General features: G+C 69.8%; 13 protein-coding genes. 2 read left to right on the plus strand and 11 right to left on the minus strand.

Annotated features, from left to right (window positions below; translation table 11 throughout):
• Positions 1 to 3 precede the first annotated feature (3 nt).
• From ACUYM2_RS17890 to ACUYM2_RS17930, 9 genes are all read right to left on the minus strand, one after another.
• Entirely contained in the window at positions 4 to 1,230 is a 1,227-nt protein-coding gene (locus ACUYM2_RS17890; RefSeq protein ID WP_481601282.1) for a thiolase family protein, read from the minus strand.
• A gap of 87 nt (positions 1,231 to 1,317) precedes the next feature.
• Complete coding sequence (gene pcaC, locus ACUYM2_RS17895) at positions 1,318 to 1,773, minus strand: 4-carboxymuconolactone decarboxylase (protein ID WP_481601283.1); 456 nt, start codon at positions 1,771 to 1,773, stop codon at positions 1,318 to 1,320.
• A complete protein-coding gene (locus ACUYM2_RS17900) occupies positions 1,770 to 2,588 on the minus strand; it encodes an alpha/beta fold hydrolase (RefSeq protein ID WP_481601284.1) in 819 nt (272 codons plus the stop codon). Before ACUYM2_RS17900 ends, pcaC begins: the two co-directional genes overlap by 4 nt.
• Complete coding sequence (locus ACUYM2_RS17905; RefSeq protein ID WP_481601285.1) at positions 2,581 to 4,095, minus strand: lyase family protein; 1,515 nt, start codon at positions 4,093 to 4,095, stop codon at positions 2,581 to 2,583. Before ACUYM2_RS17905 ends, ACUYM2_RS17900 begins: the two co-directional genes overlap by 8 nt.
• Entirely contained in the window at positions 4,092 to 4,703 is a 612-nt protein-coding gene (pcaG, locus tag ACUYM2_RS17910; protein ID WP_481601286.1) for a protocatechuate 3,4-dioxygenase subunit alpha, read from the minus strand. Before pcaG ends, ACUYM2_RS17905 begins: the two co-directional genes overlap by 4 nt.
• On the minus strand, positions 4,696 to 5,601 hold the full coding sequence (gene pcaH / locus ACUYM2_RS17915) for a protocatechuate 3,4-dioxygenase subunit beta (RefSeq protein WP_481601287.1): 906 nt from the start codon (positions 5,599 to 5,601) through the stop codon (positions 4,696 to 4,698). Before pcaH ends, pcaG begins: the two co-directional genes overlap by 8 nt.
• A 45-nt stretch (positions 5,602 to 5,646) precedes the next feature.
• Positions 5,647 to 7,620, minus strand: a complete 1,974-nt coding sequence (locus ACUYM2_RS17920) for a TIM barrel protein (RefSeq protein WP_481601288.1) — start codon at positions 7,618 to 7,620, stop codon at positions 5,647 to 5,649.
• Positions 7,620 to 8,501, minus strand: coding sequence for a shikimate dehydrogenase (locus ACUYM2_RS17925; RefSeq protein ID WP_481601289.1), 882 nt, complete (start codon positions 8,499 to 8,501; stop codon positions 7,620 to 7,622). The genes ACUYM2_RS17920 and ACUYM2_RS17925 overlap by 1 nt, the downstream gene beginning before the upstream one ends.
• A 161-nt stretch (positions 8,502 to 8,662) precedes the next feature.
• Positions 8,663 to 9,403: an IclR family transcriptional regulator gene (locus ACUYM2_RS17930; RefSeq protein WP_481601525.1), complete on the minus strand. Its 741-nt coding sequence runs from the start codon at positions 9,401 to 9,403 to the stop codon at positions 8,663 to 8,665.
• A gap of 379 nt (positions 9,404 to 9,782) precedes the next feature.
• Here ACUYM2_RS17930 and ACUYM2_RS17935 point away from each other — a divergent pair, with 379 nt between their 5' ends.
• Positions 9,783 to 11,102, plus strand: a complete 1,320-nt coding sequence (locus ACUYM2_RS17935) for an MFS transporter (RefSeq protein WP_481601290.1) — start codon at positions 9,783 to 9,785, stop codon at positions 11,100 to 11,102.
• Positions 11,103 to 11,240: 138 nt separating this feature from the next.
• On the opposite strand, the gene ACUYM2_RS17940 is transcribed toward ACUYM2_RS17935, so the two are convergent.
• Entirely contained in the window at positions 11,241 to 12,317 is a 1,077-nt protein-coding gene (locus ACUYM2_RS17940; protein ID WP_481601291.1) for an ATP-dependent DNA ligase, read from the minus strand.
• 209 nt (positions 12,318 to 12,526) lie between these two features.
• Between ACUYM2_RS17940 and ACUYM2_RS17945 the strand changes: the two genes are divergently transcribed.
• Positions 12,527 to 12,763: a hypothetical protein gene (locus ACUYM2_RS17945; RefSeq protein WP_481601292.1), complete on the plus strand. Its 237-nt coding sequence runs from the start codon at positions 12,527 to 12,529 to the stop codon at positions 12,761 to 12,763.
• Between the two features lie 53 nt (positions 12,764 to 12,816).
• On the opposite strand, the gene ACUYM2_RS17950 is transcribed toward ACUYM2_RS17945, so the two are convergent.
• Positions 12,817 to 13,629 carry an NAD(P)-dependent oxidoreductase gene (locus tag ACUYM2_RS17950; protein WP_481601293.1) on the minus strand — a complete coding sequence of 271 codons (813 nt, stop codon included), beginning with the start codon at positions 13,627 to 13,629 and terminating at the stop codon, positions 12,817 to 12,819.
• Between the last annotated feature and the right edge of the window lie 2 nt (positions 13,630 to 13,631).

Consider the following 13,631-nt stretch of genomic DNA (forward strand, 5'->3'; position numbering starts at 1 on the left):
GGACTAGCCCTTTGCAGCTGGTGCCGACGGGTCATTCCGGCGGGCGGTGGTGACGTTTTCGAGGACGATGGCGAGGCCCTGGCCGACGCCGATGCAGATCGCGGCGACGCCCCAGCGTTCGCCGGAAGCCTGCAGCGACCGGGCCAGGGTGCCCAGGATCCGGGCGCCGGAGGCGCCCAGCGGGTGGCCCATGGCGATCGCCCCGCCGTGCCGGTTCACAATGGACGCATCGATGCCCCAGGCGTTGATGCAGGCCAGGGACTGCGCGGCGAACGCCTCGTTGAGTTCGACGGCGCCGACCTGGTCCCAGCCGATTCCGGCCTTGGCGAGGGCCTTGTTCGCGGCCTCGACCGGGGCGTAGCCGAAGAATTGGGGGTCGTTGGCGTGCGCGCCACGGCCCGCGACGCGGGCCAGCGGGTCAAGGCCCAGGATCCCGGCGGCGGCCTCGGAGCCCAGCCAGGCCGCGGACGCCCCGTCCGAAAGCGGGGACGCATTGCCCGCCGTGACGGTGCCCTTCTCGGCGCGGAACACGGTCTTGAGTCCGGACAGCTTCTCCGCCGTGGACCCGGGGCGGATGCCCTCGTCCCGGACCAGGTCCGTGCCCGGCACGGCCGTGACGAGCTGGTCGTAGAACCCTTCGTCCCAGGCCGCGGCGGCCAGGTTGTGCGAGGCCGCGGCGAACTCGTCCTGCTGCTGGCGGGAGACCCCGTACTTTTCGGCCAGCCGTTCGGTGGCCTCGCCCAGGGACACAGTCCAGTCCGGGCGCATGTTCTTGTTCACCAGCCGCCAGCCCAGCGTCGTGGAGACCAGGGTCATGTCCCCGGCCGGGTAGGGTTTCTCGGTCTTGGGCAGCACCCAGGGCGCCCGGGACATCGATTCGACGCCGCCGACCAGCATCAGGTCCGCGTCGCCGGTGTTGATCTGCCGGGAGGCGATGATCGCCGCGTCCAGCGACGAGCCGCACAGCCGGTTGACCGTTGTTCCCGGAAGGGAGACGGGCAGGCCCGCCAGCAAAGTGCCCATCCGGGCGACGTTGCGGTTTTCCTCGCCCGCGCCGTTGGCGTTGCCGAACACCACCTCATCGATCCGCCCGGCGTCGAGTCCCGGCGCGCGCCGCACCGCCTCCCCGATCACGTGGGCGGCAAGGTCGTCCGGGCGCACTCCCGCGAGGCCGCCGCCGAACCTGCCGAACGGGGTCCGCACGGCGTCGTACACAAAAGCCTGATTCATACCTGTTCCCTTAGATTTGCGTCTGATGGTCCCAACTGGCTCGCAGTTGATGTCGTTATGAGGGCTCAAAACGACATCAAGTGCGAGCTAGTTGGGTGGGGCCGGTTCGGGGGTGTCCATGGAATGGAAAACCTGTTGCGCGGTCTTGAAGGCGGTGTTGGCGGAGGGGACTCCGCAATAGATGGCGGTCTGCAGCAGGATTTCCTTGATCTCGTCCCTGCTCAGGCCGTTGGTGACGGCGGCGCGGATGTGCATCGCCAGTTCCTCCCAGTGGCCGTGCGCAACCATCGCGGTGATCGTGACGGCGGAGCGCATCTGGCGGCTGATCCCGGGCCGGGTCCAGATCCCGCCCCAGGCGATCCGGGTGATCATGTCCTGGAAGTCCTCGGTGAAGGAGTCCTTGTTGGCATTGGCCCGGTCCACGTGCGCGGCGCCGAGCACCTCGCGGCGGACCCGCATGCCGCCGTCGTAGATCTCCTGGCTGGTGGCGTCCGGTTGCACCACACCGTTCCGTTCCGGGCCGGTCCGCTGCTGGCCGGTCACTGGCCCGCTCCGCGGGATTCGGTCCAGCTGATCAGGCTGCGCAGCAGCCCGGCGACATGGCCCGGCGCCTCGAAGGGGGCCAGGTGCGCCACGCCCTCCAGGGTTACCGCGTTGGCCGTCCCACCGCCGGCGGTGATGCCGTCCACGATTTCCTTGGCCAGCGACGGCGGCGCGACGGTGTCCTCCGCGCCAGCCACCGCCTGGGTAGGGACCCGGATGCTGCCCAGTTCGCTCCGCAGGTCGAAGCCGGCCAGGGCCTCGCAGCAGAAGGCGTAGCTGAAGCGGTCGGCGTCGCGCAGGGTGTGCAGCAGCTGGCTGCTGCGCTCCGGCTCGCGCTCCATAAAGCCCGGTGCGAACCAGCGCTGGGCGGAGCCCTCGATCATCACCGGGGTGCCCTGCTTGCGGACGGTTTCGGCCCGCTCCAGCCAGCCCTCGGGGGTGCCGATCTTCGCGCCGGCGCACTGCACGGACAGGCTCTTGAGCCGCTCCCCATGCTTGAGGCCCAGCTGCAGGCCGGTGGCCCCGCCGAGCGAGACTCCGGCGTAGTGGAACTGTGCACCGGGCGCGATCGAATCGACCAGCTCGACGACGGCGTCGGCCAGCTCGGCGAGGGAGAAGGTTTCCGCCGCGGCCGGCGAGATGCCGTGGCCGGGCAGGTCCCAGGCCACGACGTCGACGTCGTCGCCCAGCAGGGCGCCGGCCTGGCTCCAGAGCAGTGTGGACGTGCCCAGGGACGGGCCCACCACGAGGAGTGGCTTGTCACCGAGCTCGCGCACGGGCGAGAGCAGTACGGCCTTAACGGTTGGTCTAGCCACGGTTGGCGCCTTTCACTTTGGTCGGTTCAGTCGGTTCAGTCGGTTCGGGGCGGGGTTGCCCGGCGACGGGCTGGGCGGCGTCAGGCTGCGCGAAGTCGGGCCACGCCGCAAGGATGCGGCGGGAGATTTCGGCGGCCTCGCCGAGGTAGTTGGCCGGGTCCAGCAGTTCCTCGAGCCGCTCATCGGAGAGCAGTCCGGCCGGGACGGTGGCGCGGAGGTGTTTCCGGTAGGCGCCGGGTTGTTCGGGCGCGGGCACCTGCAGGGTCTGGTCCACCACGTCCTGGAGCCGGCGCCGGCCATCCGCTCCCAGCATGGGTCCGACGGCGGCGGAGACCGCCTCGGAGAGCAGCAACGGGCCGGAGAGGTCAAGGTTGCGCCGCATCGCCGACGGAAAGACCTGCAGGCCCTCGGTCAGCTCGCGGAGCTGGCCGGCGGCGCCCAGGGCCAGGCGGAGCAGGGAGCGCAGCGCGGACCACTCGGTGTGCCAGGCGCCGTCGGGCCGTTCGTCGTTGAAGTTGGCCGCCGCGAGGTGCAGCTGGGCCACCAGCGCAGGTGCCTGCAGCGCGGCGCTGCGGACCAGCACGGACAGCACCGGGTTTTGCTTCTGCGGCATGGCCGAGGAGCCGCCGCGGCCGGCAGCGCGCGGCTCGGCGAGTTCCGCCACCTCGGGACGGCTCAGGAACAGCACGTCGGCGGCGATCTTGCCCGCGGCGTCCGTCACGGCCGCGAGGGCGTCGCCGAGCGCGGTGACCGCGAGGCGGTTGGTGTGCCACGGTGCCGGGACTGCGGCCAGTCCGAGCCGGGCGGCGAGGCGGTCGGCAAGGTCGAGCGGCGCCAGGGGCGAGCCATCGGTCAGCACGGTGCCTGCTGCCAGGGTTCCGGCCGCTCCCCCGGTCTGCACCGGAAACGGCAGTCCCTCGAGCCGGCGCGCGGCCGCGGCGAGGCCGTGGAACCACTGCGCGGCCTTCAGGCCGAAGCTGAACGGCAGCGAGTGCTGGGTCAGGCTCCGGCCGACGCACAGGGTCTGCTGGTGCTGTTGCGCGAGGGCGGCGAGGGCCGCCGTCGTGCGCTTGACGTCACCGAGCAGTTCCCGGACGGCTCCCGAGGCCAGCAGCATCAGGGCGGAGTCGAGCACGTCCTGGCTGGTCAGCGAGGTGTGCACCGCCCGTCCGGCGCCGATGCCGGCCGTGTCGAGGGCCGTAACCTGCGCGCGGAGGTCGGCAAGCAGCGGGATCACCGGGTTGCCGCCGCCCTGGGCGCGGACGGCGATTGAAGCGATGTCGTAGCGGTCAACGCCGGCGGCCTCCGCCACCATGGCGGCGGACCCGGCCGGGGCGAGAGAGGCCTCTTCGAGGACCTCCGCCCAGCCGGCTTCGACCCGGAGCAGGGCGGCGAGCACCGCCCTGTCCCCGGTCAGGGCCGCCACCGAGGGCGACGCCGACACCGGGCTCAGCAGGCCGACGTCGCCGTCCCGCCCGGCGTCGCCGCCGGCATTGCCGGCCGTCACTGCGAGGCGTCCGCGGCGCTGTTTTCGCCGGCGCCGGTTCCTGCGGCGCCCGCGCCTTCGAAGTCGAGGAACACGGTCTCGCCCTCGCCCTGCAGCCGGATGTCCCAGCTCAGGCCGCCGTCCGGGTCGCGCCGGGCGATCAGCGTCCGGCGGCGTTCCGGATCCAGGGCGGACAGCAGCGGATCCGCGGCGAGGGCTTCCTCGTTCTCCGGCAGGTAGACGCGGGTGAAGAGCCGGTTCATCAGGCCGCGCGCGAAGACGACTACGGAGATGAACGGCGCGGCGCCCGGCGCGGTGGGGCCGGGGTTGACCGTGGTGAAGGTGAAGACGCCGGTGTTGCCCACCGCGCTGCGGCCGAAGCCGGTGAAGGTGTAGCCGTCGCGGACCAGGGAGCCGGTGCGCTGCGGAACCTGTCCCTCGGCGTCGGCCTGCCAGATCTCCAGGATGGCGTCGGGCACCGGGTGCCCCGCGCCGTCGTACACGGTTCCCTGCAGGCGGATCGAGCCGGCGGAACCGGGCGCCAGCAACTCCCGGTCCTTGGCGTAGGGCAGGGCGTAGCCGTAGAACGGGCCCACGGTCTGGCCGGGGGTGGGGGTCAAGTTACTCATGGTCGTCTCCTTCTGCACCCAATGCCTCATTTTCGGTCCAGGTCCGCTTCGAACCGGTCAGGACAATGTCCCAGTTGTAGGCCAGCGCCCACTCCGGCTTGGTCTGGTCGTGGTTGTAGCTGGCGACCAGGCGGTCCCGGGCATCCTGGTCCACGATGGACTGGTAGATCGGGTCCAGCGCGAAGAGTGGGTCGCCGGGAAAGTACATCTGCGTGACGATCCGCTGGGTGAACTCGCGGCCGAACAGGGAGAAGTGGATGTGGGCCGGGCGCCAGGCGTTCAGGTGGTTCTTCCACGGGTAGGCGCCGGGCTTGATCGTGATGAAGCTGTAGGACCCGTCCGCGCCGGTGATGCAGCGGCCGACGCCGGTGAAGTTCGGGTCGAGCGGGGCCGGGTGCTGGTCGCGCTTGTGGATGTAGCGGCCGGAGGAGTTGGCCTGCCAGATCTCCACCAGCTGGCCGGCGACCGGCCGGCCGTCACCGTCGAGCACACGGCCGGAAACAATGATCCGCTCGCCCAGCGGTTCGCCGTTGTGCTGGATGGTGAGGTCGGATTCCAGGGCATGGACGTCCATGTGCCCGAACGCGGGCGAGTACAGCTCGATGGTTTCCGGATCCGCGTGCTGCAGGCTCTTGGTCGGATGCCGCAGGATGCTGCTGCGGTACGGCGGATAGTCCAGCCGCGGTTGGGTTTCCGCCGGGGCGCCGTTGCGGCGGGCCAGTGCGTAGGCCTCCCCCAGCGCCTTCATCTCGTCGCTGAGGATCTGTTGCGATTCCGCCGCGGTATCCAGGGCCGGAACAGCCTTTGCGGCCTGAGCCGGTGCCGCGGGCGCTGCGTCGGACACGTCTTCGGTGAGCGGGTCCGCGTTGAAAATTTCGAGATTGATTTCTTCAGGCACGGCAGCCTCCTTTCGTTGGGGTGGGTCGGTCCTGGCCGGGTGCGGTCAGGCGGTGAGTTTCAGCTGGTGCAGGTGGTCGTACTGGACGGCGTGCCGGACCGGGGCGTTGGGGGCCCCGTAGCCGTCGTAGGAGCCGCGGCGTTCCACCATTTCGAAGAAGACGCTGCCGACGGTGGCGGTGTAGAAGTGCAGGAACTCGCCGTCGGCGTCACGGTCATAGAGCAGGTTCAGTTCGCGCAGGGTGGCCAGGAACGCAGGGTCCAGGTCGAAGCGCGCGTCCAGGTCCTCGTAATAGTTCGCCGGGATCCGCAGGAATTCCAGGCCACGGCCGCGGGCGGCCCGGGCCGCGGCCACGAGGTCGTCGACGGCGAACGCGATGTGTTCCTGGTAGGTCCGGCGCTGTGCTCCCGCGGAGGCGACGCCTGCGTCCGGGCCGGCCTCTTGCTGGAGCAGCGGGGCCAGGTTCAGCACTAGCCGTACTCCGCGGTCCCGGGTGGTCATCACCTGGGACCGGACCAGCCCGGTGGGGCTGGCCACCTCGGCGTACGGCTGCGGTTCCAGGGCCAGGGCGCTGGTGTAGAAAAGCACCGCCTCGTCGAAGTGCTGCCAGGGCTGCGCAAGGTTGACGTGGTCGATCACGGCCCGCGGACCCGCGGCCGGGCCAGCTGCCGCCGCGCCGGATCCGGCGGCCTGGAATCCCGCCGGGTCCGGGTCGCCGGAGGCGCCGAACTCGTTGACCCAGGCGGCGGTGCCGTCCGGGCTGCCCTGGCACAGGAAGACCTCGGTGGAATCGGGGGCGGCGAAGCCCTGGAAGATCTCCTCGTTCGCCTGGCTCTTGCGCGGCACGGCGGGGGCTTTGAGCTGCTGCGCCCGCGCGGCAGCGATCACCGGGGAGTCGACATCGAAGCCGACAGCGGCAATGGCGGTCTCCGCCGCGGCGGGCGCTTCCTCGTTGATGATCACGCGTGCGTGGCCCATGCTCCACAATTGCACATTCTTGGTCCGGTGCCGGCCGTTGAAATCGAATCCCAGTTGGCCCAGCAGGGTCTCCAGCGTGGCGGTGTCGGCTGCCCGCACCTCGGCGAAGTTGAACCCTGCCGGTTCGGCCACCCGCGGCAGCGTGGCCAGCTCCATCGCATGACGACGGCGGCCGGCGGTCCCGGCGTCCGTTTCGGCCGCCGCTGCTGCCGAGGGGTGCGCCTCCAGCCACTGTGCGCTTTGTTCCTCCAGCCAGATCAGCGAACGCATGGCGTCCACGGCGGTGCGCTCGACGTCGGACTGCCGGAAGACGTCGTTGAAGACCTCCAGCGAGACGGGGCCGGTGTAGCCGGCGCGGACCACGTGGCCCATGAACTTGGCGAGCTCGAACTGTCCCTCGCCCGGGAAGACCCGGTAGTGCCGGCTCCAGGACAGCACATCCATGGAAAGCTTCGGCGCATCCGCCACCTGGACGAAGAAGATCTTGTCCGGGTTGAACTGCTCGATCGGGGCGGTGTCCCAGTCCCGGGACAGGATGTGGAAGGAGTCCAGGCAGGTGCCCAGGTTCGGGTGGTCCACCAGTTCCACCAGGCGGTGGGCGTGTTCATAGTCGCTGACGTACCTGCCCCAGGCCAGGGCTTCGTAGGCGACCTTGACGCCGTGCTCACCGGCGAGGGACGCGAGCCGGGACAGCTGGCTGGCGCGGAGCTCGTCGTCGTCGATGCTGGCGGTGCCCACGTTGGAGCAGACCAGGATGGTGTCCATGCCCAGCCGGGACATCAGCCGGAACTTGGCCTCCGCACGGCGCAGGTTGGCCCCGAGGAGCTCCTCCGGAACGCTGTCGAAGTCGCGGAACGGCTGGTAGAGGTCAAGGCTGAGGCCCAGGTCCTCGGCCATCGCCCGGATCTCCTCCGGGCTCAGGGACGACGTCACGAGGTCCTGCTCGAAAATTTCGATCCCGTCGAAACCGGCCATGGCACAGGCCTGCATCTTCTCCTTCAGGGTGCCGGAGAGGCAGACGGTGGCGATTCCGGTGCGCATCAGGCGGCCACTTCCTCGGCGGCGACGAGCTCCAGGAAGTGGGCACGCATCCGGTCCGCGTCGGCCTCGAGGCCGGTGAAGATCCGGAACGCGTCGGCGGCCTGTCCCACGGCCATCCGTCCGCCGTCGAGCACGTCGCAGCCCTTGGCCCGGGCTTCGCGGACCAGTTCGGTCTCGATCGGCCGGTAGACGATGTCCGCGACCCAGTGCCGGGGCTCCACCAGGGACATGTCCAGCGGGACGCCGGGGTGGGCGGCCATGCCCACGGGGGTGCAGTGCACCAGACCGTCGGCGAGCGGCATCAGCTCCGGCAGCTCCGCCGTCGTGCGGGCCGTGACCTGGCTGCGCGGGAAGAATCCGGCCAGTTCGGCCGCGCGGGCGGCGCAGCGTGCCGCGTCGGTGTCCACGAGGTCCAGCCGGCGGACCCCGGCGGTCAGCAGGGCGTAGGCGACGGCGGATCCGGCGCCGCCGGCACCGAGCTGCACGACGCGGTCCAGCTTCGCCCCGGGCAGGCCGGCGGCGAGGGCGGACGCGAAGCCGGAGAAGTCGGTGTTGTGGCCGATGAAGCGGCCGTCCCGGATGGTCACGGTATTGACGGCACCGAGGCGCCGGGCGTCCGGCGAGACTTCGTGGAGGTGTTCGAGTACCAGCTGTTTGCACGGGTGGGTGATGTTCAGTCCGTTGAAGCCGAGCCGGTGGGCGCCGGTCAGGAGCTCTCCGACGGCCTGGCCGGGGAGGCCCAGTTCGGTGAGGTCGATGGGGCGGTAAAGGTACCGGAGGCCCTGCACGTCGCCTTCGCGTTCGTGCATGGGGGGCGTGAGGGACGGCGTGACGCCATCGCCTACCAGGCCCACGAGGAAGGACTCTGCTCGATTGCTCATCCGTCTAGCTCCTTTGACAACGGCACTCGGCGGCCGCGAAGTGGGCGGCGGGCCGGGTGATAGGGATTACATTAGCGCAGGTGTTCACATATTGCACCAATGTTCTTATAGCGAACACATTGTGAAGTCGTTGAGTTGCGGACCGCAGGGATCCGCCGGTTTTAGCCCTGGGGAAGGCGGGCCGAGAGTTCGGCCGCGGCGGACTGAAGCAGTGGCACGAGTGCCACCAGGGCCTCCATGCTCATCCGGAAAACGGGGACCGCGGTGGCCAGCGAGGCGAACGCATGGCCCTGCGAATTGAAGACCGGAACCGCAACGGCACGCATGCCCAGCTCGTTTTCCTCGTCCATGGTGGCGTAGCCGCGCTTCCGGACCAGCTCGATCTCGGCCCGGAAGACGTCCCGGTCCGTAATGGAAAGCCCGGTCAGCGGCTCCAGCTCAAGGTCCTCCACCAACTGCTGCCGCGTGGCGTCGTCGGCAAACGCTACGAGCGCCTTGCCCACCGAGGTGGTGTGCAGGGCACCGAGGTGGCCCGGATCGGACGTAACGCGGAAAGTCTGCGGACCATCCACCTTGTTGACGGTGAGGTGGTGCTTCCCGTCGCGGACCGACAGGATGGTGGCCTCGCCGGTCTCCTCGGTGACGCGACGCAGGATGGGGAGCGCGGTGCCCGCGAAGCCGTGGTGGTTGGAGACCCGCTGGCCGAGCTGGAAGACCCGCAGGCCCAGGTGGTAGCGGCGGCCGTCAGCCTCGTAGTCCACAAAGCCATCCCTGGTCAGCGAGCCCAGCAGCCGGTAGGTGGTGCTGAAGGGCAGCTCCGCGCGGCGCGACAGCTCGGCGGCACTGGCCCCGCGGGGCTCATCGCCCAGCAGCACCAGCAGCCCCAGGGCCTTGCCGACCATGTCGGTGCGCGAGTCCTCCTTGGCGGCCTTGGCGGCCTTGGCGGGCTGGGCCAGCTGGGCCGGACCGCCTCCGGGGGTTTCGGCAGGGGCAACGGCGGCGTCGCCGCGGCTGTCGGCACCAGGGGCCGCCGCTGTGTCTTGGTTCACACTCATGCATCGATGTTCTCACATGATGAGAGCTATTGCTAGATCGTGATTATTTTTCTTGACAAGTGATGACGCTCACAGCCATGCTTGCTACATCGCACAAGTAGCTCCCACCATGTGGCTACTAGTCCGGGTCTTTCCTCGGTCCACCGGCTGCCGCACACTTGAAGCCAGCGGCCGGCAAGACCTTCCCGATCCATCCGCGACAACGTCGTCACACTAAAGGAACACCATGAGCCAGACACTCCCGTCTACGACGCCGGGCACTGCCGCACCGGCCGGGACACCAAAGAAGGCAGCCCTCGCCAGCTTCCTCGGCAGCGCCGTCGAGTACTACGACTTCTTCATTTTCGGTTCCGCCGCCGCCCTGATCTTCCCGAAGGTCTTCTTCCCGGACGCTGACGCCAACGCCGCCATCATGTCCTTCGCGACCTTCGGCTTCGCCTATGTGGCGCGGCCGGTCGGCGCCGTCATCCTGGGCCACTTCGGTGACCGGGTGGGCCGCCGCAAGGTCCTGATGTTCACGCTGCTGCTGATGGGCGCCTCCACCTTCGTGATCGGCTGCCTGCCGGACTTCAAGACCGTCGGCTGGTGGGCTCCCGCGCTGCTCGTCGTGGCCCGGCTCTGCCAAGGTCTCTCCGCCGCCGGCGAGCAGGCCGGCGCTTCGTCCATGACCTTGGAGCACGCACCGGACAACCGCCGCTCGTTCTTCACCTCCTGGACCCTCACGGGCACCCAGGGCGGCCAGATCCTTGCCGCCCTCGTCTTCATCCCCGTCCTGGCGCTGCCGGACGAGATCAAGTACGGCGTCGGCTGGCGCATTCCGTTCTGGCTCAGCGCCGTGGTCGTGGTGGTCGCGTTCTTCATCCGCCGCACCCTGCACGAGCCGCCCGCCTTCGAGGAAGCGCAGAAGAGTGCCCAGATCTCCAGGCTCCCGGTAGCCGACCTGCTCAAGCACCACTGGCGCGACGTCCTGCGTGTGGTTGCCTGCGCCTTCATCGCCGCCGTATCCACGGTCTTCGGGACCCTGGCCATCGCCTACGCCAAGAACGTTGCGAATGTGGACGGCACCGTCACACTCTGGCTGGTTGTGGGCGCCAACCTGGTCGCCCTCGGCACCCAGCCGCTCTTCGGCAAGCTGGCCGACCGAATCGGCCGCAAGCCGGTCTTCATCTACGGGGCACTCTCCAGCGCGGTGCTGACCCCGGTGTTCCTGCTCAGCCTCGAATCCGGGAGCGTTCCGCTGATGTTCCTGGCCGCGATCGGCTTCTTCTCCTTCGGCTACGCGGCCTCCAACGCCGTCTGGCCGTCCTTCTACGCCGAGATGTTCAGCACCAAGGTCCGCTTTTCCGGCCTGGCCATCGGCACCCAGCTCGGCTTCCTGATGGCGGGCTTCGCCCCGGCAATCGTGGCGGCGATGGGCGGCATCAAGCCCGGCGGCTGGGTCCAGATCACCATCTTCACCGGCATCATCTGCGTCATTGCCGCCGTCTCGGCGCTGACCGCCAAGGAGACCTTCAAGGTTCCCACCAAGGAGCTCGGCCTGCGCTAAGGCCCCGACGCTCCCGCCCGGTTCTCCGCGGGAAAGCCCGGTGTGTTTCCGCAACACACCGGGCTTTTCCGCGTGTCGGCGCTGCGTGGGCGGAAGAACCGGGCGGGAGCGTCGCGTGGAACGCTGGACGGCGGGAGTTCAGCCGCGGCCGGCGCCCAGCACAGCGGCCAGGTCGTAGCTGACCGGTTCCTCCAGCTGGGCGTACGTGCAGGAGGCCGGCTCCCGGTCCGGCCGCCAGCGCACAAACTGGGTGGTGTGCCGGAATCGCTCGCCCTCCATGTGGTCATACTTCACTTCCACCACCCGCTCCGGCCGCAACGGCGTGAAGCTCAGGTCCTTGCCCCCGCTCCAGCGGCTTCCCTCGGCGTTGCGAGGTGTCCGGGATCCCTCCTCCTGCCTGGCCCGCGCCCACGGGTGGTCCGCGAAGTCGGTGACAAGCGGCTGGAGTTCCTCGAACAGTTCCTTGCGGCGCTGCATCGGAAAGGCGCCCACCACGCCGACGTTGGCCAGCACGCCGTCCTCGTCGTACAGTCCCAGCAGCAGCGAACCGATCCGGTCCGGACCCGAGGTGTGCACTCGGTATCCGGCAAGGACACAGTCGGCGGTGCGTTCGTGCTTGACCTTGAACATGGTGCGCTTGTCCGGCTGGTAGCTGGCGTCGAGCGCCTTGGCCACGATCCCGTCCAGGCCGGCGCCTTCGAACTGCCGGAACCACAGCCCCGCGGTGTCCCGGTCCCGGGTGGCAGCGGTCAGGTGTACCGGTGCGGAGCTGTCCGCGAGCGCCTGTTCCAGGGCCGCGCGGCGCTCCTGGAACGGCCGGCCGGTGAAATCCTCGTCGCCGAGGGCCAGCAGGTCGAAGGCGACAAAACTCGCGGGGGTCTGCGCCGCGAGCAGCCGGACCCGGCTCGCGGCGGGATGGATCCGCTGCTGGAGCGCGTCGAAGTCGAGGCGGTCCCCCGGCGCACCGACCAGGATGATCTCGCCGTCAAGCACGCAGCGCGGCGGGACGTTCAACTTCAGGGACTCAACGAGCTCCGGGAAGTACCGGGTCAGGGGTTTGCCGTTGCGGCTGCCGATCTCCACCTCGTCGCCGTCGCGGAAGATGATGGAACGGAATCCGTCCCACTTGGGTTCGAAACTCATGGCCCCCTCCGGCAGGGCGCTGACGGCCTTCGCCAGCATCGGCGCGATCGGGGGCATCAAGGGCAGTCGCATACGGCCCATTCTGGCGCGCCCGGACGCCGACGTCGATCCCCCGGCCCGCCCGGCGCGCCGGACCCGTGCCCGCCGGAACGGCGCGGAAACCCGGAGGCCCCGGAAAACTAACCCGCCGCTTACCGGGCCGAAACGCGGCGGCAACAATGCCGCGGCACACTGGAGGTGCCGGCAAGAGCAGGCACCAGCTCCAGTCCAGGAGGCCCGCCATGGTGAAGGAAATCAAAGCCCAGACAACCCGCATCCGCGCCCTCGACCAGCTGCACCGCGGCGACGAGATCGAAGCCCGCCTGCGCGTCGGCCCGAACTACGACGACGTCGTGATCCGCCGCGGCAGCGTGCAGGAAACGGCACCGGGGATCGGCGTCGTCTGGATCCTGGACCGGCAATCCGGCACGCGCAAGGCCGTCAACGCGGACGAATGCAGCCTCTGGCGGGTGGCCTGAGCCCTCCTCAGGAGTGGCGCGGCGCAGCCAGTCGGCCGGGCCGTCGGGCGTAGTCAGTCAGGACTGCCCGCGGCCAGCGAATGCAGCCACTCGATCGTGCCGTCCGTGATCGGATGGGCGGCGCCGAGCGATTCGAGCAACGAGCGCGCCTGCCGCATCTCCTCCTCCCGCCGCACGGCATGCACCCGGCTGCCCTCAAGCAGCCGGGCCACGAGCGAGTGGCCGGAGGGGCCCAGTTCCGCGGCGATCTGGTCCGCGATCCAGTCCCCGGCTCCCACTGCCCGGGCGGCCGTCACCGTCTCGAGGACGGTCGCGGCCAGGCCCTTCATAAAAACACTGCGCAGCAGCTTCAATTCCGCGGCCAGCCCGGCGTCGGCGCCCACAGTGGTCACCGGGATCCCCCACCCGGTCAGGACGGAGAGCAGCTCATCGGCCCCCGCCCCGCTCAGCACCAACGGCGTCAGGATCCGCGCGCGGGGAACCGGCGCCATGATGGCGACGTCGACGAACAGGATGCCGTGCCGCTCCGCGCGTTCCGCGAGCCGCCGCTTTTCCCCGGGGCCGGCGGTGTTCATATCGGCGAAGAGGGCTGCCGGCGCCATAGCCGGCAAGGCCTCCTCGAGGGCGGCGCCCGCGGCAGCTCCTCCGACCAGGCTCAGCACCAGGTCGGCGCCGCGGACGGCGTCGCCGACACCGGCGGCCGGCGTCACACCGGCCGGGACAGCGGAGACGGCCGGATCGGCCGCCGTGACGGCCACTCCGCGGCGGGCAAGATCCGCGGCATAGATGCTTCCTGCCTCGCCAAGACCCAAAACGGCGACGCGCCTGCGGACACTGCCCTCCGTTGCTCCTAGGATTGTAGACAATA

Source organism: Arthrobacter sp. SD1074B, from assembly GCF_056780195.1.

What these genes read in the sequence shown, in the direction of transcription:
- ACUYM2_RS17890 (WP_481601282.1), bottom strand. Translation starts at nt 1,230, where the DNA reads ATGAATCAGGCTTTTGTGTACGACGCCGTGCGGACCCCGTTCGGCAGG.
- pcaG (WP_481601286.1), bottom strand. Translation starts at nt 4,703, where the DNA reads ATGAGTAACTTGACCCCCACCCCCGGCCAGACCGTGGGCCCGTTCTAC.
- ACUYM2_RS17920 (WP_481601288.1), bottom strand. Translation starts at nt 7,620, where the DNA reads ATGCGCACCGGAATCGCCACCGTCTGCCTCTCCGGCACCCTGAAGGAG.
- ACUYM2_RS17925 (WP_481601289.1), bottom strand. Translation starts at nt 8,501, where the DNA reads ATGAGCAATCGAGCAGAGTCCTTCCTCGTGGGCCTGGTAGGCGATGGC.
- ACUYM2_RS17930 (WP_481601525.1), bottom strand. Translation starts at nt 9,403, where the DNA reads ATGGTCGGCAAGGCCCTGGGGCTGCTGGTGCTGCTGGGCGATGAGCCC.
- ACUYM2_RS17935 (WP_481601290.1), top strand. Translation starts at nt 9,783, where the DNA reads ATGAGCCAGACACTCCCGTCTACGACGCCGGGCACTGCCGCACCGGCC.
- ACUYM2_RS17940 (WP_481601291.1), bottom strand. Translation starts at nt 12,317, where the DNA reads ATGCGACTGCCCTTGATGCCCCCGATCGCGCCGATGCTGGCGAAGGCC.
- ACUYM2_RS17945 (WP_481601292.1), top strand. Translation starts at nt 12,527, where the DNA reads ATGGTGAAGGAAATCAAAGCCCAGACAACCCGCATCCGCGCCCTCGAC.